Raw genomic sequence first — 19,705 nt, 5'->3', positions numbered from 1 at the left:
CGCCCGCTGCCGCCGCCATACGGGAGCGTCGGGGTTACGGTGTTCTCGACATAGCGGGTACCTGGGGCGACACTTGTGCGGCTGCCGGCTCGCAGCAGCTCAGCAGGTCCCACAAGGAGGGTGTCCCAGTGTCCCGCCGCAGAATCGGCTTCTGGTACCGCTTGGCCGCGGTCATCTGCAAACCGCCGCTCTTGGTTCTGTTCAAGCGGGACTGGCAGGGAATGGAGAACATTCCGGCCGACGGCGGATTTATCACCGCGGTCAACCACAACTCGTATCTCGACCCGCTCTCCTATGCGCACTATCAGTACAACACCGGACGGGTCCCGCGATTCCTCGCCAAGGCCGGGCTCTTCAAGAGCGGCTTTGTCGGCGTGATGATGCGCGGCACCGGCCAGATCCCGGTCTACCGCGAAACCACCGACGCCGCCACGGCGTTCCGGGCCGCCGTCGCCGCGATCGACAAGGGCGAATGTGTCGCCTTCTACCCCGAGGGCACCCTCACCCGCGACCCCGAGATGTGGCCCATGCAGGGCAAAACCGGTGCCGCCCGTGTCGCGTTGCTGACCAAGGCGCCCGTCATTCCCGTCGCACAGTGGGGCGCCAATGCGGCGATGCCGCCGTACGCCACGGAGAACAAGCTCAGCCTCTTCCCGCGCAAGACGCTGCGGGTGAAGGCGGGACCGCCGGTCGACCTCAGCGAGTTCTACGGCAAGGACCCGACGGCCGAGGTGCTGCGCGGCGTCACGGAAGCCATCATGGCCGCCGTCACCGCGCAGCTGGCCGAAGTCCGCGGCGAGCCCGCACCGGCCGAACCGTACGACCACCGCAAGACCATCGCCCGCGAGAGGCGCGCCGCCCGCGAGGCCCTCAAGGCGGCCAAGGCCGCGGAGGAACCGGGCGCCCCCGCCGTGGGCCCGCAGCAGGCCCGAAGCACCCAGCAGGCACAGGAGGATGAAAGCAAGTGACGCGCTGCGCCGTCTACGGCACGGGGTCCTGGGGCACCGCATTCGCGATGGTGCTCGCCGACGCGGGATGCGAGGTGACCCTGTGGGGGCGCCGCGCCGCCCTCGTCGACGCCATCAACAACGGCCGGACCAACCCCGACTACCTGCCGGGTGTGGAGCTCCCCGAGTCCGTGCGCGCCACCACGGACCCGGCGCGGGCCGCGCACGGCGCGGAGTTCACCGTCCTTGCCGTCCCCTCCCAGACGCTGCGCGAGAACCTCGCCGTATGGGCGCCGCTGCTGCCCGTCGACACGGTCCTGGTGTCCCTGATGAAGGGCGTCGAACTCGGCACCGCCAAGCGGATGAGTGAGGTCATCGAGGAGGTGGCCAAGGCGCCCGCGGAGCGCGTCGCCGTCCTGACGGGCCCCAACCTCGCCAAGGAGATCGCCGCGCGGCAGCCCGCGGCCGCCGTCGTCGCTTGCGCCGACGAAGCGGTCGCCCAGCGCCTGCAGAGGGCCTGCCACACCCCGTACTTCCGCCCGTACACCAACACCGACGTGGTGGGCTGCGAGCTGGGCGGCGCGGTCAAGAACGTCATCGCGCTCGCCGTCGGCATCGCCAACGGCATGGGCCTGGGCGACAACGCCAAGGGCTCCCTGATCACCCGCGGCCTCGCCGAGACCACCCGCCTCGGTCTCGCCATGGGCGCCGACGCGCACACCTTCGCCGGCCTGGCGGGCATGGGCGACCTCGTCGCCACCTGCTCCTCGCCGCTGTCGCGCAACAACACCTTCGGCACCAACCTCGGCCGCGGAATGACGCTGGCGGAGACCATCGCCGTCACCAAGCAGACCGCGGAGGGCGTCAAGTCCTGCGAATCCGTGCTGGATCTGGCCCGCAGGCACGGCGTCGACATGCCGCTCACCGAGACGGTCGTGGACATCGTCCACGAGGGCAAGCCGCCGATGGTGGCGCTGAAGGAACTGATGTCGCGCAGCGCCAAGCCCGAGCGGCACTGACCACCGGCTCCGGCGGCGCGCACCGCCCGCGCGGCACCCTCCCGCCGGCGACGCGGCACCACGAACGGCCGCCGCCGCACTGACTCCGCGCCGGTCAGCAGGTACCCTCAACGCGATATGAGCAGCGAGACCACCTCCCACAAGCCCCGCGTCGCCGTCGTGTTCGGCGGCCGCAGCTCCGAGCACGCCATTTCCGTGATCACCGCCGGAGCCGTGCTGGCCGCCATCGACCGTGAGAAGTACGACGTGCTGCCCATCGGCATCACGACCGACGGACGCTGGGCCCTGACCGCCGACGAACCCGAGCGGATGGCCATCGCGGACCGCAAGCTGCCCAACGTGGCCGAGCTCGCCGAGTCCACCGAGGGCGGCGTCGTGCTCCCCGTCGACCCGACCAACCGCGAGCTCGTCTACAGCGAGCCGGGTTCGGTGCCCAAGGCACTCGGTGAGGTCGACGTCGTCTTCCCCGTGCTGCACGGCCCGTACGGCGAGGACGGCACCCTGCAGGGCCTGCTGGAGCTCTCCGGCGTCCCCTACGTCGGTTCGGGCGTGCTCGCCTCCGCCGTCGGCCAGGACAAGGACTACATGAAGCGGGTGTTCACCTCCTTCGGGCTGCCCGTCGGCCCGTACGAGGTCATCCGCCCCCGCGAGTGGGAGAACGATCCCGCCGCGGCCCGCAAGAAGATCGTGGAGTTCGCCGAGGCGCACGGCTGGCCGCTGTTCGTGAAGCCCGCCAGGGCCGGTTCGTCCATGGGCATCACCAAGGTCGACGCCATCGAGGGCCTGGACGCGGCCATCGAGGAGGCCCGCCGCCACGACCCCAAGTTCCTCGTCGAGTCGCTGCTGAGCGGCCGCGAGATCGAGTGCGGGGTGCTGGAGTTCGAGGACGGCCCGCGCGCCAGCGTGCCCGCCGAGATCCCGCCGGTCACCTCGCACGACTTCTACGACTTCGAGGCCAAGTACATCGACTCGGCCGCCGGACTGGTGCCCGCGCCGCTCAGCGCCGAGGAGACCGCCAGGGTCCAGGAGCTGGCCGTCGCCGCCTTCGACGCGGCGTCCTGTGAAGGCCTGGTGCGCGCGGACTTCTTCCTGCAGGACAACGGCGAGTTCGTGATCAACGAGATCAACACCCTCCCCGGCTTCACGCCCATCTCGATGTACCCGCGGATGTGGCAGGAGAGCGGTGTGAGCTACCCCGAGCTGATCGACCGGCTCATCCAGGCCGCCCTGCACCGCTCCACCGGCCTGCGCTGAGCCCGCTCCGCCGGCTGCCGCCCCCGCCGGGGCCCCGAGGACCTGTCCGCACGCTCCCTCCTGCCTCGCGGGAGGGAGCCGGGACGTCCGAGGGCGTTCCCCGCACAGTCCCTGTGCGGACAAGCCCTAGACCCCGGCGGGTACGGACTTCTTCACGGCGTGCGCGAGATCGGTGAGCACATCGACTTCGGGGGCGTATTTCCCCGGAACATTCACCTCGACGTAAGCCTTCCGCAGGACCGTGGTGAAGCGGTATCCGTCGTCCTGCTTCTCGAAGAGCCATTCGACGCCGTTGACTTCCGCGGCGTCGGGGTTGGGGTTGTAATGTTCACTCCCGGCCGTCAAAACGGCGGGCTTCGGCACCCCACAGCGCAGTTGCACGGCAGGATCGCCCCACATGGCAGTGAAGTCGGAGACAGGCTCGGCAGTACGCCGCTCCAGCCCGTCGAGGATCCGCGGCAGCTTCTCGTGGAGCGCCCGGCAGTGCTGCACGGCATCGCCCTCGGGGGAGGGCACCGCGACCTCGGGGGAGGAACAGCTCACCGCGGCGAACAGCACGGCGAGTGCGGGCAGAGCCGCATACCGGCGGCGCGAAACGGTCACCCGGCCGAGCATACGGGGGAGCTAGATATGGACGACCGGGCAGGTCAGAGTGCGCGTGATGCCGTCCACCTGCTGGACTTTGGCGACCACCATGCGACCCAGCTCATCGACCGTATCGGCCTGCGCGCGCACGATGACGTCGTAGGGACCCGTCACATCCTCGGCCTGCAGCACGCCGTGGATGCCGGCGATCACTTCTGCTACCGCCGAGGCCTTGCCGACCTCGGTCTGGATCAGGATGTACGCCTGTACCACGGGACCTCCAGGGCGGCTGGGGCTACGAGGATCATGTGGGAAGAAGGGACGCCACGGTACCGCGTCACCGAGCGGAGCGGGGAGACCCGCGCGGTGAACACGGCAAGTGCGGCGCAGTCGTCGACCAAGTACGGACCGTCCGTACGCATGGGAAGGGCAACAGCATGAAGGGCACCGTGGGCGAGTTGGGGGAATTCGGGCTGATCAGGGAGCTCACCTCCCGGCTCACCTCCACCCCGGCCGTACGGATCGGGCCGGGGGACGACGCCGCGGTGGTCACCGCGCCCGACCGGAGAGTCGTGGCCAGCACCGACATCCTCCTGGAGGGCCGGCACTTCCGCCGCGACTGGTCCACCGCCTACGACGTGGGCCGCAAGGCCGCCGCGCAGAACCTCGCCGACATCGCGGCGATGGGCGCCGTCCCCACCGCGATCCTGCTCGGCCTGGTCGTGCCCGCGGAACTCCCCGCGACCTGGGCGACCGAGCTGATGGACGGGCTGCGCGACGAATGCCAGGTGGCCGGTGCCGCCGTCGTCGGCGGCGATGTCGTACGCGGCGACACCATCACCGTCGCCATCACCGCCCTCGGCGACCTGCGCAACGCCGAACCGGTCACCCGGGGCGGCGCCCAGCCCGGTGACGTCGTCGCGGTCACCGGCTGGCTCGGCTGGTCCGCCGCGGGCCATGCCGTCCTCTCCCGCGGCTTCCGCTCGCCGCGCGCCTTCGTGGAGGCCCACCGCCGGCCCGAACCGCCGTACCACGCCGGTCCGGCGGCCGCCGGGCTCGGCGCCACCGCCATGACGGACGTCAGCGACGGACTGGTCGCCGACCTCGGGCACATCGCGGAGTCCAGCAAGGTCCGTATCGACCTGCGCTCCGCCAAGATCGACATCCCCTCGCAGATGTCCGACATCGGCACCGCCGTCGGCGTGGACCCGATGCAGTGGGTGCTCAACGGCGGCGAGGACCACGCGATCGTGGCCACCTTCCCGCCCGACGTGAAGCTGCCCGCCCGGTGGAAGGTCATCGGCGAGGTCCTCAACCCCTCCGCGCTGCCCCAGGTGACGGTGGACGGCGCGCCCTGGGCCAAGGCCGGCTGGGACCACTTCGGCGACACCGGGGACGACGACTAGAGCACGGGCGGGCGGCGGGCGCCCGGCCGCCGCCGAGTAGATTCGGCCGTATGCAGATACCTCCACGCGTCCTGACCGTCGCCGGGTCCGATTCCGGCGGCGGCGCGGGCATCCAGGCCGACCTGAAGACGATGCTGGCCCTGGGCACCCACGGCATGAGTGTGCTCACCGCCGTCACCGCACAGAACTCGCTCGGCGTCCAAGGCGCGTGGGAGCTGCCCGCCGAGGCCGTACGCGTACAGTTCCGCAGCGTCGTCGACGACATCGGCGTCGAGGCCGTGAAGACCGGGATGCTCTCCTCGCCCGAACTCGTGGAGACCGTCGCCGGACTGCTGGCCGGGCTGCCGGTACCGGTCGTCGTCGACCCCGTCGGCGTCTCCAAGCACGGCGACGCACTGCTCGCCGCCACCGCCCTGGACGCGGTCCGCACCCAACTCCTGCCGACCGCCACCGTCGCCACCCCCAACCTCGACGAGGTCGCCCAGCTGACCGGCGTACGGGTCGAGGACGAAAGCGGCATGCGCCGGGCGGCCACCGCGATCCTGGAGTTCGGGCCGCGCTGGGCGCTCATCAAGGGCGGCCATCTGACGGCCGGGCACGGGGACACCGCCGTCGACCTGCTCACCGACGGCACCGAGGAACACTGGCTGCGCGCGCCCCGCCACGACAACCGGCACACCCATGGCACCGGCTGCACCCTCGCCAGCGCCATCGCCGCGCAGCTCGCCAAGGGGGACACCGTCCCGCAGGCCGTCGCCGCCGCGAAGGAGTACGTCACCGGCGCCATCGCGGCCGGCTTCCGCCTGGGCGCGGGCATCGGCCCCGTGGATCACGGCTGGCGGCTGCGGCGCGAGGACTGAACGCCCGCGAGGACTGAACGCCGGGGCGGGCGGCGGGCGGAGCGCCGGTACGCCCGCCGCCGCACCGCAGCCCCGTCCCGGGAAAGGCGAAAGCCGGCCCACCTCTCGGTGGACCGGCTTTCCAAGCAACCGGCTGGGCTGCGCTACGGCTAAGACGTCAGCGCGAGACCTTGCCGGCCTTGATGCACGAGGTGCAGGCGTTGAGCCGCTTCGGCGTGCGCCCGATCACTGCACGCACCGTCTGGATGTTGGGGTTCCAACGACGGTTGGTACGGCGATGCGAGTGCGAGACACTCTTGCCGAAGCCCGGCCCCTTGCCGCAGACGTCGCAGTTGGCAGCCACGGGTCACTCCAAAGACTTCAGATGCACTTACGGTGAAATCCCGACGAGCCGAGTGCATTGACCGACCGGCTTCGCCAGGAGAGGAATGGCCCGATTTTCATCGGGCAACCGGAGCAGCATACAACGACCGCTCCCGTGGAACGAAACTACCACGGGTGCCCCGGCCCCCGCCCCGGCCTCCCCACCGGACCGCGGCTACTGTGCGGTGCATCCCGTGACCCAGGAGGACGACGTGCCGCACCCGCTCGACGCCACCGCGGTACGCGCCTGGTGCGGGCTGGCCCTTGAGGCGCTCGGCCGGGAACGCGAGCGGATCGACGCGATCAACGTCTATCCGGTGGCCGACGGCGACACCGGCACCAACCTCTATCTGACCCTCGAATCCGCCGCCCGCGCGGTCGAGGCCGCCTTCGACGGACACGCCTCCACCGGCACCGCCCCCCGCCTCACCGACGCGATGGGCGCCATGGCACACGGCGCCCTCATCGGGGCCCACGGCAACTCCGGCACCATCCTCGCGCAGCTGCTGCGCGGGATGACGGAGGTCCTCGCGGCGGCGGACGGTGCGGTGAACCCAGCGGCGGGCGCCGGTGCCGACGTGCTGCGGCGGGCGCTGCGCCGGGCCGCCGCCGCCACCTACGAGGCGGTCGCGCACCCGGTGGAGGGCACCGTGCTGACCGTGGCGGGTGCCGCGGCCGACGCGGCGGAGCGGGCCGGCGGCGACGTCTGCGAGGTCGCGCGGGCCGCCCACCACGGAGCGAGCGACGCCCTGCGGGCCACCCCGGGACAGCTCGCCGTCCTTGGCCGTGCGGGTGTCGTGGACGCCGGCGGCTGCGGACTGGTCGCGCTGCTGGGTGCGCTCGCCGACGCCCTCTCCGGCGAGGTCTGCGCGGCCCCCGTCACCGTACGGGCGGACGCCCCGCTCCCCGAGGCGGCCGGCTGTGAGGTCGCGGGCGGCGACGCGGCGGACGACTGCGGCGCTCCGGACGGGGACGGCCCCGCCTTCGAGGTGATCTACCTCCTGGAGGCCGACGACACCGCCGTGGCGCGCCTGCGCACCCGGCTCGACGGGCTCGGCGACTCCCTCGTGGTGGTCGGCGGCGACGGCCTGTGGAACGTCCACGTCCACGTCGACGACGCGGGCGCCGCCGTGGAGGCCGGGATCGAGGCGGGCCGCCCGTACCGGATCCGCATCACGCACTTCGGCGCCGCCACCCGCGGCAAGGAACCCGAGATGGCGGCACGGGCCGTCGTGGCGGTGGTGCCGGGCGCCGGGCTCGCCGGGCTGTGCACGGACGCGGGCGCCACCGCGGTGTCCGTACGCCCTGGGGAGCCGCCCGCCAGCGGCGAACTGGTGCAGGCGATCCGGCAGGCCCGCGCCCGCGAGGTCATGCTGCTGCCGAACGACCCCGAGCTGCGGCACACCGCGGCCGCCGCCGCGGAACAGGCCCGCACCGAAGGGGTCCGGGTGGCGCTCATCCCGACCCGGTCGGCCGTCCAGGGCATCGCGGCGCTCGCCGTGCACGAGCCCGCCCGCAGCTTCGACGAGGACGTCGTGGCGATGACGTCGGCCGCCGGCGCGACCCGGTACGCCGAACTGGCCGTCGCGGAGCGGCAGGCCTGGACGATGGCCGGGATCTGCCAGGCCGGGGACATCCTCGGGCTGATCGACGGTGATGTGGCGCTGATCGGAACCGATCTGACCCGGAGCGCGATGACGGTGCTGGACCGGATGCTCTCCGCGGGCGGGGAAATGGTCACGCTCGTTCTGGGCGCGGACGCTCCCGAGGCGCTGGGCGGGCGGCTGGAGCGGTATGTACGCGAGCGGTATCTCGCGGTGGACACCGTCGTCTACGCGGGCGGACAGCACGCGGCGCCCCTGCTCATCGGCGTCGAATAGCCGAAGGGTCGGATGGCGGAACAGCGGTGCGGGAGAGCCGTGCGGGCAGCTGGTGGCCCGCGGGCGGTCTCGGCTCCGCAGCCCGCGGCCGCGCCGGGCAACCGGCCGCAAAGCCGTAATTGCGGGCCGTAAGAGACGGATTTCCTTGATACGGGACCGGAAAAAGCGGGGAATCCGGTTCGTTGTCAGTGGCGTGGTGTGCAATGTAAGGCGTGGCAGCGCTCGACGAACCCCTGAAGAAAATCCTCGGTGGCACCACCGCGAAGGTGCTGGCCGAGCATCTCGACCTGCATACGGTCGGGGATCTCCTGCATCACTACCCGCGGCGCTATGCCGAGCGCGGTGAGCTGACCCGCCTCGCCGACCTGCCCCTGGACGAGCACGTCACGGTCGTCGCGCAGGTGGCGGACGCCCGGGTGCTGAAGTTCAACCACGGCCGGGGCCAGCGGCTCGAAGTGACGCTCACCGACGGCAGCGGCCGGCTGCAACTCGTCTTCTTCGGCAAGGGCATCCACAAACCCCACAAGGACCTGCTGCCCGGCCGCCGCGCGATGTTCGCGGGCAAGGTCTCCGTCTTCAACCGCAAACTCCAACTCGCCCACCCCGAATACGAACTGCTCGACCGCGAGGCCGACACCGGCGCCGAGGCGGCCTCCGCCTTCGCCAATCAGCTCATGCCGATCTATCCGGCCTGCCAGCAGATGGCGTCCTGGAAGCTCTCCAAGGCGGTCGACGCGGTGCTGCCCAGCGCGCAGGACGCCATCGACCCGCTGCCGGACGCGCTGCGCGAGGGCCGTGCGCTGGTCCCGCTCCCCGAGGCCCTGCTGAAGATCCACCGGCCGCGCAGCAAGGCCGACATCGCGGACGCGCGCTCCCGGCTGAAGTGGGACGAGGCGTTCGTCCTCCAGGTCGCGCTCGCCCGGCGCCGGCTCGCCGAGACCCAACTCCCGGCCACCCCGCGCCCGTTGGTGGCCGGCGGCATCCTCGACAGCTTCGACGCCGACCTCCCCTTCACCCTCACCGACGGCCAGCAGAAGGTCAGCCGGGAGATCTTCGACGACCTCGCCACCGACCATCCCATGCACCGCCTGCTCCAGGGCGAGGTGGGCTCCGGCAAGGCGCAGCCGCTGGACGCACTGGTGCTGACCCCGCACGGGTTCCGGCCCATGGGCGAGATGACCGTCGGCACCGAGGTGGTCGTGCCGTCCGGTGAGCCCGCCTTGGTGGACGGAGTCTTCCCCCAGGGGGAGCGCGAGGTCTGGCGGCTGGTGCTCTCCGACGGCAGCACGGTCGAATGCGACGACGAACACCTCTGGATCGTCGGGCGCAACGCATCCGGGGAGCGGCCGCCGGGCGCACCGGGACCCGGCCGGCACACCACGCAGGTGCTGACGACCCGCGCGCTGCGGGCCCGGCTCCGGGACGCCGACGGCCGCCCCCGCTGGTCCATCGCCCCGGTCACCCCGGTGGACCTCGACGACGGCGCCCACCGGCCGCTCGACCCGTATCAGCTGGGCCTCTCGCTGGGCGCGGACGCGGGAGCCGACCTGTCCGCCGACCCGGGCGGCGAGGCGGACACGGCCGCGTCCGGCAGCGGGACGGACCGCGCGCGGCGGGTGCCGGACGCCTACCGCAACGCCCCGGTGAAGGACCGGCTGGCGGTGCTCCAGGGCCTGATGGACGCCGCGGGCACGGCCACTCCCCAGCTCGCGTTCCCCGGCGCGCCCGCCGCGCTGGCCGACGACCTCGCCTGGCTGGTGCGCTCCCTGGGCGGCCGCGCACACCTGCGGCCCGCAGCGACCGGGGAACGGCCCATGGCGTACGACGTCCCGCTCACCCTGCCCGACGGCTACCCGCCGTTCCGGCACCCGCAGGCGCCTGCGGTGGCCGCGCCGCCCGCGGGCGACGACCTCTTCCGGCGGGACGTGGTCGCCGTGGAGCACGCCGGGCGCAAACCCGTCCAGTGCATCAGCGTCGCGCATCCGGGCCACGCCTACATCACCGACCACTTCACGGTCACGCACAACACCATGGTCGCGCTGCGCGCCATGCTCGGCGTCGTGGACACCGGAGGCCAGGCGGCGATGCTCGCGCCGACCGAGGTGCTCGCCCAGCAGCACCACCGCTCGATCACCGAGATGATGGGCGAGCTGGCCGAGGGGGGCCTGCTGGGCGGCGCCGAACACGGCACGAAGGTGGTGCTGCTGACCGGCTCCATGGGCGTGGCCGCGCGCCGTCAGGCGCTGCTCGATCTGGTCACCGGCGAGGCCGGCATCGTCATCGGCACGCACGCCCTGATCGAGGACAAGGTCCAGTTCCACGACCTCGGCCTGGTCGTCGTCGACGAACAGCACCGCTTCGGCGTCGAGCAGCGGGACGCGCTGCGGAACAAGGGCCACTCCCAGGGGGAGAAGCGGGCGCCGCACCTCCTGGTGATGACCGCGACGCCCATTCCGCGCACGGTCGCCATGACCGTCTTCGGCGATCTGGAGACCTCCGTCCTGGACCAACTCCCCGCCGGCCGTTCGCCGATCGCCAGCCATGTGGTGCCGGCCAAGGACAAGCCGCACTTCCTCGCCCGCGCCTGGGAACGGGTGCGCGAAGAGGTCGAGGCGGGGCACCAGGGCTATGTGGTGTGCCCGCGGATCGGCGACGAGGAGGAAGCGCCCAAGGGGGCGAAGAAGGGGGCGGCCGGCGCCAAGGGGGCGGCCGCCAAGGAGAGTTCGCCGGAGGACGCCGAGGACAAGCGGCCGCCGCTCGCCGTGCTCGAAGTCGCCGAACAGCTCGCCAAGGGCCCGCTCGAAGGCCTCCGGGTGGCGGTGCTGCACGGCCGGATGGCCCCGGACGACAAGGACGACGTGATGCGCCGGTTCGCGGCCGGCGCGCTGGACGTCCTGGTCGCGACCACGGTCATCGAGGTCGGGGTGAACGTTCCCAACGCCACCGCCATGGTGATCATGGACGCGGACCGGTTCGGCGTCTCCCAGCTGCACCAGCTGCGCGGCCGGGTGGGCCGGGGCGCGGCACCCGGGCTGTGCCTGCTGGTGAGCGAGATGCCCGAGGCCAGCCCCGCCCGCGCCCGGCTCGCCGCCGTCGCCGGCACCCTCGACGGCTTCGAGCTCTCCCGTATCGACCTGGAGCAGCGGCGGGAGGGTGACGTCCTCGGGCAGGCCCAGTCCGGCGTCCGCACCTCGCTGCGCATGCTCTCCGTCATCGACGACGAGGACGTGATCGCAGCCGCCCGGGAGGAGGCCGCAGCGGTGGTCACCGCCGACCCCGAGCTGACCGGCCACCCCGACCTGCGGCTCGCGCTGTCCGCCCTGCTGGACGACGAACGGGAGCAATACCTCGACAAGGGCTGAACGAGTTCCCCGGGGACCGCCCGAACCGTCCCGGCACCCCGCCCCGGCCGTCCGGCATCCCGCCCCCACCGTCCCGGCACCCCGCCCACGTGAGATCGATCACCGCGCCGGGGGAGCCGGTGGACGGCCGGGCGGCGCCGACCGCCACCCGACGGAATATCGTGGGAGGGCGGGCCCGACCCGGCCCGCCACCGCCCACCTACCGCACCATCCCACCCACCGCGCGATCCACCCCGCGCCACGCACCACGTAAGGACGGGCCCATGACCCGCGTGATCGCCGGTACGGCCGGCGGCCGCCGACTGGCCGTACCACCGGGCAACGGCACCCGCCCCACCTCCGACCGGGCGCGCGAGGGCATGTTCTCGACCTGGGAATCGCTTGACGGGCCGCTGGCCGGCGCCCGGGTGCTCGACCTCTACGGCGGCTCCGGCGCGGTCGGCCTGGAGGCACTCTCCCGCGGCGCCGCGCACGTCCTGCTCGTCGAGGCGGACGCCCGCGCCGCCCGCACCATCCGGGACAACGTCCGCACCGTCGGCCTCCCCGGCGCCGAGGTCCGCGCCGCGAAGGCCGAGCAGACCGCCGCCGCCCCGGTCCCCGGCGAGCCGTACGACATCGTGTTCCTGGACCCGCCCTACGCCGCGACCGATGAGGATCTTCGCGAGATCCTGCTCACACTCCGTGGTCAGGGCTGGCTTGCGGAGGAGGCACTCGTCACCGTGGAGCGCAGCACCAGAGGCGGCACGTTCCCATGGCCGGACGGTTTTGCAGCGATCAGGTCCCGTCGCTACGGCGAGGGGACGCTTTGGTACGGTCGCGCCGCTTCGACGTCCACCGAAACGACGTCAACAAGCGTGTCATGACCGGATCGGAGAGCGAGGAACCGAAGTTGCGCCGCGCCGTCTGTCCGGGGTCATTCGACCCCATCACCAACGGGCACCTGGACATCATCGCCCGTGCTTCCAAGCTGTACGACGTCGTCCACGTCGCAGTGATGATCAACCAGTCCAAGCAGGGGCTGTTCACGGTCGAGGAGCGGATCGACCTGATCCGCCGGGCCACCGCCGAATACGGCAACGTCGAGGTCGAGTCCTTCCACGGCCTGCTCGTCGACTTCTGCAAGCAGCGCGACATCCCCGCCATCGTCAAGGGGCTGCGGGCCGTCAGCGACTTCGACTACGAGCTGCAGATGGCCCAGATGAACATAGGGCTCTCCGGCGTGGAGACCCTGTTCGTCCCCACCAACCCCACCTACAGCTTCCTCTCCTCCAGCCTCGTCAAGGAGGTCGCGGCCTGGGGTGGCGACATCGCCCACCTCGTCCCGCCCTTCGTCCTCGACGCCCTCACCGAGCGCCTGAAGAAGGACCGGTGACGCGGCGCGACGCCCACTGAGCCCGGCGTCGGACTGATGGGACGTCAGCAGGTGTCGGGCCGAGGGCCGGTGGCCGTACAGTCGTCCCGTTCCCTCGTTCCATCCCTTCAGAGAGTGGCGAGTCCAAGGTGGACGTGCAGAAGAAGCTCGACGACATCGTCGAGACCATCGGCAGCGCCCGGTCCGTGCCCATGTCGGCCTCGTGCGTGGTCAACCGCGCCGAGCTGCTCGCCCTGCTCGAAGAGGTGCGCGCAGCGCTGCCGGGGTCGCTGGCACAGGCACAGGAGCTGATCGGCGGCCGGGAGCAGATGGTCGAGGAGGCGCGGGCCGAGGCGGAGCGGATCATCGAGTCCGCGCACGCCCACCGCGGTTCCCTGGTCTCCGACACCGAGGTCGCCCGCCGGTCCCAGGACGAGGCGGACCGGATCCTGGGCGAGGCCCGCCGGGACGCGGAGGAGATCCGCGCCGAGGCCGACGACTACGTCGACAGCAAGCTCGCCAACTTCGAGGTCGTCCTCACCAAGACCATCGGATCCGTCGACCGCGGCCGCGAGAAGCTGCTCGGCCGGGGCCCTGGTCTCGACGAGCAGGGTTACGCGGACAACGAGGCGCCCGAGCGCAGTGCCGACCCGGAGACCCTCAAGCAGCGCGCCGACACCTATGTGGACGCCAAGTTCGGCGCCTTCCAGGCGGTGCTGACCAAGACGCTGGAGGCCGTCGGCCGCGGCCGGGACAAGCTCCAGGGCGCACGGGAGACCGACGAGCTCGGACTGCACATGGCCGCGCTGGGCGACCCGCAGGGCGGCCGGCACCAGGCCGACGCCGAATATCTCGCCGGTCTGGCCGACATCGGCGCCGACCAGGGCACACAGCAGCCCCAGCCGGTCGAGGCGCCCCAGATGCCTCAGATGCCCCCGGCGCAGCCGCAGCCTCAGGAGCAGCACCCGCAGTACGCCGATCACCAGCAGTCACTGCAGCCTCAGTTTCAGCAGCAGCCGCAACAGGGCTACTACACCGACCCGGGGTATCAGCAGCAGGACGCCTACGCCTACCAGCAGGCCCAGTACGCCCAGCAGCAGGACCCGTACGGCTATGACTGGCAGCAGCAGGCCGCCCAGCAGGCCCAGCAGCAGGGCTACGACCCGAACGCCGGGTACCTCCCGCAGCAGATGCCCCAGCAGCCCCAGCAGGGCCAGGGTGCCCAGCCCGGCGCCCTCGACGAGACCAGTCTCTTCGACACCAGCATGATCGACCTGGACCAGCTCCGGGCGTACGAAGAGGGCCGCCAGTAGGCCCCGAGCAGGCCGTCGGCGGAGGGCCGGCCGCGGATTGGGCCTATCGGGGCCCGTCCAGTATCCTGGCTCTTCGGTCGCGTGTGTGCCTTCGGCATGACTTCGTATACGTCCGCGATCTTGGTCGCCCGTCCATCGTCTCCGGTGGCGAGCGGCTCGTACCGCAGTACAGAAAGCAGGAAGCCATCAACGCCCGCCTAGACCACCGTTCTCCGCTCGTGTTCGATACACGCGAGCTGGGTCGTCGTCCCGGCACGCTCAAGCGGCTGTCCCGCACCGCCGAGGCCCCCCGGGACCTCGGCAATGAGGTCATCGGAGTGCCCGAGGGCGCGCCGATCGAGCTCGACCTCCGCCTGGAATCGGTCATGGACGGGGTGCTTGTCACAGGCACCGGCCGTGCAACCGTGAAGGGGGAGTGCGTAAGGTGTCTGGAGCCGCTGGAGCGACAGCTCGACGCGGACTTCCAGGAGATGTTCTCCTACCCCGACGCCGACGCCCGGAACCGCACCGCGGATTCCGACGACGACGCCGAGGACGAGGAGGACACCCTCTTCCTCGAGGACGACTTGTTCGACCTCGAACCCGTGCTGCGGGACGCGGTGGTGCTTGCACTGCCGCTGCAGCCGGTGTGCCAGGACGACTGCCCGGGACTGTGCTCCGAATGCGGAGTGCGGCTCGCGGACGACCCGGACCACCACCACGATGCCGTCGACATTCGGTGGGCGGCACTGCAGGGACTCGCCGGGACCAACCAGGACGGCGAGAAGGACAACATGAGCGGCGACGCGCCTCGATCAGCGCACGTCGACGAGAAGCAGGAGAAGTAGCCGTGGCTGTTCCGAAGCGGAAGATGTCGCGCAGCAACACGCGCCACCGCCGGTCGCAGTGGAAGGCTGCGGTCCCCACCCTGGTGTCGTGCGAGCGCTGCCATGAGCCGAAGCAGCAGCACATCGCGTGCCCGAGCTGCGGCACCTACAACAAGCGCCAGGTCCTCGAGGTCTGAGCGGCTGGTGACAGGCAGCGTGTCTAGCCCAAAGAAGGCGGAAGACGCCCATTCGTCTTCCCGCAAGCGCGGGGAAGAACCGACACCGGCGGACACAGCCTCGTCCCACACGCTTCTGGAAGGGCGGCTCGGCTACAAGCTCGAGTCCGCCCTTCTGGTGCGTGCACTGACGCACCGCTCGTTCGCGTACGAGAACGGCGGTCTGCCCACCAACGAGCGGCTCGAATTCCTCGGGGATTCGGTGCTCGGCCTGGTGGTCACGGACACGCTGTACAACATCCACCCCGACCTGCCGGAAGGCCAACTGGCCAAACTCCGGGCCGCGGTGGTCAATTCGCGTGCGCTTGCCGAGGTGGGCCGCGGCCTCGACCTCGGCGCCTTCATCCGCCTCGGACGGGGCGAAGAAGGTACGGGCGGCAGGGACAAGGCCTCGATCCTCGCCGACACCCTTGAAGCGGTGATCGGCGCGGTCTATCTCGACCAGGGTCTCGACGCGGCAGGGGAGCTGGTCCACCGGCTCTTCGACCCGCTCATCGAGAAGTCCTCCAGCCTGGGCGCAGGCCTCGACTGGAAGACGAGCCTCCAGGAACTCACCGCGACCGAAGGTCTCGGCGTCCCGGAGTACCTGGTCACCGAGACCGGCCCCGACCACGAGAAGGTCTTCACTGCTGCTGCCCGCGTCGGTGGTGTCTCGTACGGCACCGGCACCGGCCGCAGCAAGAAGGAAGCCGAGCAGCAGGCGGCGGAGTCCGCGTGGCGTGCGATTCGCGCCGCGGCGGACGAAGCGGCCAAGGCCGGGGAGCAGGTCGCCGACGACAGCACGTCGCCGGCCTCCGAGGACCCGGCTCCGGCTTCCGACGACAGCACGTCGTCGGCACACTGAAGCACCTCTTCTGACCCTGTCCGGACGGCCCGCCGCCCGGACAGGGTCAGAAGTGTTTCCGCGGGCCCGAGGAGGACCGCGGTGAGCACCGCGCAGACCACCGTGACGAGGACCGAGAAGGAGCGCCCCCCGTGCCCGAGCTGCCCGAGGTCGAGGTCGTACGCCGCGGACTGGAGCGCTGGGTCAGCGGCCGGACGGTCGACGCCGTCGAGGTCCTGCACCCGCGCGCGATCCGCCGCCACACCGCCGGCGCGGCCGATTTCGCCGCCCGCCTCAAGGGGCTGCGCTTCGGTGCGGCGTGCCGCCGCGGCAAGTACCTCTGGATCCCGGTGACCGGCGGCGGCCCGGCCGCGCAGACCGCCGCCGAGGGCATCGGCCCGATGATCGCGCCGTCCGTCACCCACGGCCTGGCGGTCCTCGCCCACCTCGGGATGAGCGGCCAGTTGCTGGTCCAGCCGCAGGACGCCCCCGACGAGAAGCACCTGCGGGTCAGGATCCGCTTCGCCGACGCCGTGGACACCGAACTCCGCTTCGTCGACCAGCGCACCTTCGGCGGCCTCTCGCTGCACGACACCGTGCCCGGGGCCGCCGACCACCTCCCCGACGTCATCGCGCACATCGCCCGCGACCCGCTGGACCCGGCCTTCGACGACGCCGCCTTCCACGACGCGCTGCGCCGCCGCCGGACCACCGTCAAGCGCGCCCTGCTCGACCAGTCCCTGATCAGCGGCGTCGGCAACATCTACGCCGACGAGGCGCTCTGGCGCGCGAGGCTCCACTACGACCGGCCGACGGCCACCTTCACCCGCCCGCGCACCGCCGAATTGCTCGGCCACATCCGGGACGTGATGAACGCCGCGCTCGCCGTCGGCGGCACCAGCTTCGACAGCCTCTACGTCAACGTGAACGGCGAGTCCGGCTACTTCGAGCGCTCGCTGGACGCGTACGGCCGTGAGGACGAACCCTGCCGCCGCTGCGGCACCCCCATGCGCCGTCGGCCCTGGATGAACCGTTCCAGCTACTTCTGCCCCCGCTGCCAGCGCCCGCCCCGGCCGACCCGCCTCGGCTGAGGACGGGGCGGGGGCGGCTTCGCGGTACGGCGTCGAGCAGCGTCCGGCCACGGCCGCGCGGGCCGCAGTCCGATAACTACCTGCACGTAGCCGGTGACCGGGGCGGAGGGCACCGGGTAGGTTCTGCGCCCATGACAGAGGATGGCACGGGGATCGACCGGCAGCAGCTCCTGGCGCAGTCACTCCAGGACTTCGGCTCGCGCACCGACGATCAGTTGGACTGGATACTCGGTCTCGTCAGACATCGCCTCGGGGCCGCGCGGCGCCTGGGTGTGGCCGTGCCGGAGGACTTGGCCGGCCGGGTCTCGCGGCTGTCCGCGAAGCGCGGCTGGACGGACGACCAGCCCTGCCCCTGAGCGCGGCGGCACGGTGTGCCCCCGCCCGCCTCCCGGGAACCGCCTCCGACGGCGGCCGGTCACTGACACGGCAGGTCCCGGTGCCCGCGTCTCAGAACCCGAAGTCCTGCGTCCACCAGGGGCCGCCCGCACCGAAGTGGACGCCGACGCCGAGGGTCTTGTACTCGCAGTTGAGGATGTTCGCGCGGTGGCCGGGGCTCTTCATCCAGGAGTCCATGACGGACTGGGCGTTCGCCTGGCCCTTGGCGATGTTCTCGCCGCCCAGATTGCTGATGCCCTGGGCACGGGCGCGGTCCCAGGGGCTGCGGCCGTCCGGGTCGGTGTGGTCGAAGAAGTCCCGCTGGGCCATGTCGTCGCTGAACCGTTGCGCCAGCGAGCCCAGTTCCTGGTCGGCGGTCACCGGGGAGCAGCCGGCCTGCGCACGCTCCTGGTTGACCAGCGACAGCACCTGGGACTCGGCCGACGACTGGGTGTCCGGGGCCTTCGACGGGGTCGCCGACCGCTTCGGCGCGGCGGTGGCCGGCCGGTCGGTCTTCTCCGGGGCCTGCGGTGAACCGGTCGTCGCGGCGGAGGACTTGGACGGCTTGTCCGGTGATGGGGAGGCCGAAGAGGTGCCGGGGGAGGAGTCGCGGCCCGTGCCGGCGCCGGGAGCGGTGGGGCGGTCGCTGCTGCGGCTCGCCGCCTCCGTCGCCCGGTCCGTGGGCGTCACGGACAGCGAACCCCGCGGCTCGGCGTCCGGCAGCGAGTCGGCGCGTACCCGCTCGCCGCTGCCGCTGCCGCCGCCGACATCGAACTGGCTGCTGCCGGGGACCAGTCCGGAGGCGACCGCCACGGCGCCCATGGCCACGGCGGCGGAGGCGCCGAGCAGTCCGGTGCGCACCGGCGCCATCCGGCGGCCGCGCGCCGCACGGTGGCCGTGGTGGCGCGTGGCAGTGGCCCGCGCGGCCGGTGATGCCACGGCCGGGGCCTCAACAGGCGGCGTGCCTATGGGTTCGGGCGCTTGGGGAGCAGAGCGTCGATGGCGGCCCATCCGCTGACTTCCTTCCGTCCTCAGCGTCAATAACTCTCACCCGAAAGAGTGAGTTTCGTTGTCGGGGGACTGTACGCCATGACGTACGAGGCGGAAGTGACTGCTGAGCAATTGGCCGGTTAGCGTGCACACATGAACGAAGATGTCCGCGTCACGGCCTGGGTGCGGGGCCGGGTGCAAGGAGTTGGCTTCCGCTGGTTCACCCGCGCGAACGCCCTGCGTATCGGCGCACTCGCCGGATTCGCCGTCAATCTCGGCGACGGCCGCGTCCAGGTGGTCGCCGAAGGCCCGAAGGATCACTGCGAACAGTTGTTGGACTGGCTGCGCACGGGGGACACGCCCGGCCGGGTCGACGGAGTCACTGAGATCTGGGACACGCCCCGGGGCGGATACGACGGCTTCGAGATCCGCTGAGCGGCCCTCGCGAAACCCTCCGCACGGCCACCCGGCATGATCTTGCCAAGGCGCCTTCGTCACCTGGTCACAGGAGATATCGGCAGGTGGTTGCCAACTCGGCCGACCCGTGCAAGGCTGCCGCTGTACGGATGATCTCCACGCCCCGCGGGACCTTTCTGGAGAGTCTGCGCCGAGCCTTCGCGGCCGCGCACTCTCAGGTGCCCGAGGATACGGGGTGTGATCGTGTTGACCCTCAAACCTTTTGGTGAGACTCTGGAATCCCCGCGCACCTTAGCTGTTTGGCATTGAGTGCACCAGATAATGACAAGCACCGCGGGTGCGAATCCCTCACGACCCACACCGCTTCGGTCGGTCACTCATTGTGGAGGACCATCCATCATGGCAAAGGCGCTTCTCGGTTACGTCGGCGGCTCCGACCCCCGAGTCCACTCCGAGATGCGACGGCTTCAGCAGCGCGTCCAGGACCTGGAATCCGAGCTGATTCGGATGCAGGCCCAAAACGACATGCTGTCCGCTGCCGCACGGCACGACGACTCGATGCTCGACATCGACGTACCCCAGGCGGAGCCCGCGCTCACCTGACCCCAACCCGAGGGACGGTGGGCT

At 71.5% G+C, this 19,705-nt stretch carries 21 protein-coding genes; 17 read left to right on the top strand and 4 right to left on the bottom strand.

Annotation, left to right across the window (positions count from 1 at the left end; genetic code table 11):
• Positions 1-128 precede the first annotated feature (128 nt).
• From ACIRQ7_RS00705 to ACIRQ7_RS00695, 3 genes are all read left to right on the top strand, one after another.
• On the top strand, positions 129-968 hold the full coding sequence (locus ACIRQ7_RS00705; RefSeq protein WP_401463415.1) for a lysophospholipid acyltransferase family protein: 840 nt from the start codon (positions 129-131) through the stop codon (positions 966-968).
• Entirely contained in the window at positions 965-1,966 is a 1,002-nt protein-coding gene (locus ACIRQ7_RS00700) for an NAD(P)H-dependent glycerol-3-phosphate dehydrogenase (RefSeq protein ID WP_404258882.1), read from the top strand. The genes ACIRQ7_RS00705 and ACIRQ7_RS00700 overlap by 4 nt, the downstream gene beginning before the upstream one ends.
• A gap of 117 nt (positions 1,967-2,083) precedes the next feature.
• On the top strand, positions 2,084-3,220 hold the full coding sequence (locus ACIRQ7_RS00695; RefSeq protein WP_404258880.1) for a D-alanine--D-alanine ligase family protein: 1,137 nt from the start codon (positions 2,084-2,086) through the stop codon (positions 3,218-3,220).
• Between the two features lie 126 nt (positions 3,221-3,346).
• Here ACIRQ7_RS00695 and ACIRQ7_RS00690 read toward each other — a convergent pair whose 3' ends face one another.
• Positions 3,347-3,835: a DUF3515 domain-containing protein gene (locus ACIRQ7_RS00690; protein ID WP_404258878.1), complete on the bottom strand. Its 489-nt coding sequence runs from the start codon at positions 3,833-3,835 to the stop codon at positions 3,347-3,349.
• A 9-nt stretch (positions 3,836-3,844) separates the two neighbouring features.
• Positions 3,845-4,078, bottom strand: coding sequence for an Lrp/AsnC ligand binding domain-containing protein (locus ACIRQ7_RS00685; RefSeq protein WP_401463423.1), 234 nt, complete (start codon positions 4,076-4,078; stop codon positions 3,845-3,847).
• Positions 4,079-4,242: 164 nt separating this feature from the next.
• On the opposite strand from ACIRQ7_RS00685, the gene ACIRQ7_RS00680 reads away from it, so the two are divergent.
• Positions 4,243-5,211, top strand: a complete 969-nt coding sequence (locus ACIRQ7_RS00680; protein WP_403666457.1) for a thiamine-phosphate kinase — start codon at positions 4,243-4,245, stop codon at positions 5,209-5,211.
• Positions 5,212-5,261: 50 nt separating this feature from the next.
• A complete protein-coding gene (gene thiD, locus ACIRQ7_RS00675) occupies positions 5,262-6,071 on the top strand; it encodes a bifunctional hydroxymethylpyrimidine kinase/phosphomethylpyrimidine kinase (RefSeq protein WP_404258875.1) in 810 nt (269 codons plus the stop codon).
• 157 nt (positions 6,072-6,228) lie between these two features.
• Here thiD and rpmB read toward each other — a convergent pair whose 3' ends face one another.
• Positions 6,229-6,414 (bottom strand): 50S ribosomal protein L28, encoded by a 186-nt coding sequence (rpmB, locus tag ACIRQ7_RS00670; protein ID WP_018087178.1) that lies wholly within the window; start codon positions 6,412-6,414, stop codon positions 6,229-6,231.
• A gap of 232 nt (positions 6,415-6,646) precedes the next feature.
• Here rpmB and ACIRQ7_RS00665 point away from each other — a divergent pair, with 232 nt between their 5' ends.
• From ACIRQ7_RS00665 to ACIRQ7_RS00620, 10 genes are all read left to right on the top strand, one after another.
• Complete coding sequence (locus ACIRQ7_RS00665; protein WP_404260032.1) at positions 6,647-8,314, top strand: DAK2 domain-containing protein; 1,668 nt, start codon at positions 6,647-6,649, stop codon at positions 8,312-8,314.
• Positions 8,315-8,526: 212 nt separating this feature from the next.
• On the top strand, positions 8,527-11,676 hold the full coding sequence (locus ACIRQ7_RS00660; RefSeq protein ID WP_404258873.1) for a helicase-related protein: 3,150 nt from the start codon (positions 8,527-8,529) through the stop codon (positions 11,674-11,676).
• A 263-nt stretch (positions 11,677-11,939) separates the two neighbouring features.
• Positions 11,940-12,539: a 16S rRNA (guanine(966)-N(2))-methyltransferase RsmD gene (gene rsmD, locus ACIRQ7_RS00655; RefSeq protein ID WP_404258871.1), complete on the top strand. Its 600-nt coding sequence runs from the start codon at positions 11,940-11,942 to the stop codon at positions 12,537-12,539.
• Between the two features lie 26 nt (positions 12,540-12,565).
• A complete protein-coding gene (gene coaD / locus ACIRQ7_RS00650) occupies positions 12,566-13,048 on the top strand; it encodes a pantetheine-phosphate adenylyltransferase (protein ID WP_404260031.1) in 483 nt (160 codons plus the stop codon).
• 128 nt (positions 13,049-13,176) lie between these two features.
• Positions 13,177-14,340 (top strand): cell division initiation protein, encoded by a 1,164-nt coding sequence (locus tag ACIRQ7_RS00645; RefSeq protein WP_404258869.1) that lies wholly within the window; start codon positions 13,177-13,179, stop codon positions 14,338-14,340.
• A gap of 185 nt (positions 14,341-14,525) precedes the next feature.
• Positions 14,526-15,167, top strand: a complete 642-nt coding sequence (locus tag ACIRQ7_RS00640) for a YceD family protein (protein WP_401463815.1) — start codon at positions 14,526-14,528, stop codon at positions 15,165-15,167.
• A gap of 2 nt (positions 15,168-15,169) precedes the next feature.
• A complete protein-coding gene (gene rpmF / locus ACIRQ7_RS00635; RefSeq protein ID WP_052859918.1) occupies positions 15,170-15,343 on the top strand; it encodes a 50S ribosomal protein L32 in 174 nt (57 codons plus the stop codon).
• A 7-nt stretch (positions 15,344-15,350) separates the two neighbouring features.
• Entirely contained in the window at positions 15,351-16,226 is an 876-nt protein-coding gene (gene rnc, locus ACIRQ7_RS00630; RefSeq protein WP_401463437.1) for a ribonuclease III, read from the top strand.
• A gap of 131 nt (positions 16,227-16,357) precedes the next feature.
• A complete protein-coding gene (gene mutM, locus ACIRQ7_RS00625) occupies positions 16,358-17,296 on the top strand; it encodes a bifunctional DNA-formamidopyrimidine glycosylase/DNA-(apurinic or apyrimidinic site) lyase (RefSeq protein ID WP_404258867.1) in 939 nt (312 codons plus the stop codon).
• 131 nt (positions 17,297-17,427) lie between these two features.
• Positions 17,428-17,652 (top strand): hypothetical protein, encoded by a 225-nt coding sequence (locus tag ACIRQ7_RS00620; RefSeq protein ID WP_401463441.1) that lies wholly within the window; start codon positions 17,428-17,430, stop codon positions 17,650-17,652.
• A gap of 91 nt (positions 17,653-17,743) precedes the next feature.
• On the opposite strand, the gene ACIRQ7_RS00615 is transcribed toward ACIRQ7_RS00620, so the two are convergent.
• Positions 17,744-18,682, bottom strand: coding sequence for a CAP domain-containing protein (locus ACIRQ7_RS00615; protein WP_404258865.1), 939 nt, complete (start codon positions 18,680-18,682; stop codon positions 17,744-17,746).
• Between the two features lie 132 nt (positions 18,683-18,814).
• On the opposite strand from ACIRQ7_RS00615, the gene ACIRQ7_RS00610 reads away from it, so the two are divergent.
• Positions 18,815-19,096 carry an acylphosphatase gene (locus ACIRQ7_RS00610; protein ID WP_401463445.1) on the top strand — a complete coding sequence of 94 codons (282 nt, stop codon included), beginning with the start codon at positions 18,815-18,817 and terminating at the stop codon, positions 19,094-19,096.
• A 381-nt stretch (positions 19,097-19,477) separates the two neighbouring features.
• Positions 19,478-19,681, top strand: coding sequence for a hypothetical protein (locus ACIRQ7_RS00605; protein WP_404258863.1), 204 nt, complete (start codon positions 19,478-19,480; stop codon positions 19,679-19,681).
• Positions 19,682-19,705 lie beyond the last annotated feature (24 nt).

Origin of the sequence: Streptomyces sp. NPDC101393 (assembly GCF_044767385.1) — a bacterium.
Lineage (GTDB): Bacteria > Actinomycetota > Actinomycetes > Streptomycetales > Streptomycetaceae > Streptomyces.
Note: the sequence above shows the minus strand (reverse complement) of the source record. Positions and strands in the feature narration are given on the sequence as shown.

Coding starts and splice junctions, on each gene's coding strand:
- ACIRQ7_RS00620 (WP_401463441.1), top strand. CDS start 17,428: ATGACAGAGGATGGCACGGGGATCGACCGGCAGCAGCTCCTGGCGCAG.
- ACIRQ7_RS00695 (WP_404258880.1), top strand. CDS start 2,084: ATGAGCAGCGAGACCACCTCCCACAAGCCCCGCGTCGCCGTCGTGTTC.
- rsmD (WP_404258871.1), top strand. CDS start 11,940: ATGACCCGCGTGATCGCCGGTACGGCCGGCGGCCGCCGACTGGCCGTA.
- ACIRQ7_RS00690 (WP_404258878.1), bottom strand. CDS start 3,835: ATGCTCGGCCGGGTGACCGTTTCGCGCCGCCGGTATGCGGCTCTGCCC.
- thiD (WP_404258875.1), top strand. CDS start 5,262: ATGCAGATACCTCCACGCGTCCTGACCGTCGCCGGGTCCGATTCCGGC.
- ACIRQ7_RS00605 (WP_404258863.1), top strand. CDS start 19,478: ATGGCAAAGGCGCTTCTCGGTTACGTCGGCGGCTCCGACCCCCGAGTC.
- ACIRQ7_RS00610 (WP_401463445.1), top strand. CDS start 18,815: ATGAACGAAGATGTCCGCGTCACGGCCTGGGTGCGGGGCCGGGTGCAA.
- ACIRQ7_RS00615 (WP_404258865.1), bottom strand. CDS start 18,682: ATGGGCCGCCATCGACGCTCTGCTCCCCAAGCGCCCGAACCCATAGGC.
- ACIRQ7_RS00680 (WP_403666457.1), top strand. CDS start 4,243: ATGAAGGGCACCGTGGGCGAGTTGGGGGAATTCGGGCTGATCAGGGAG.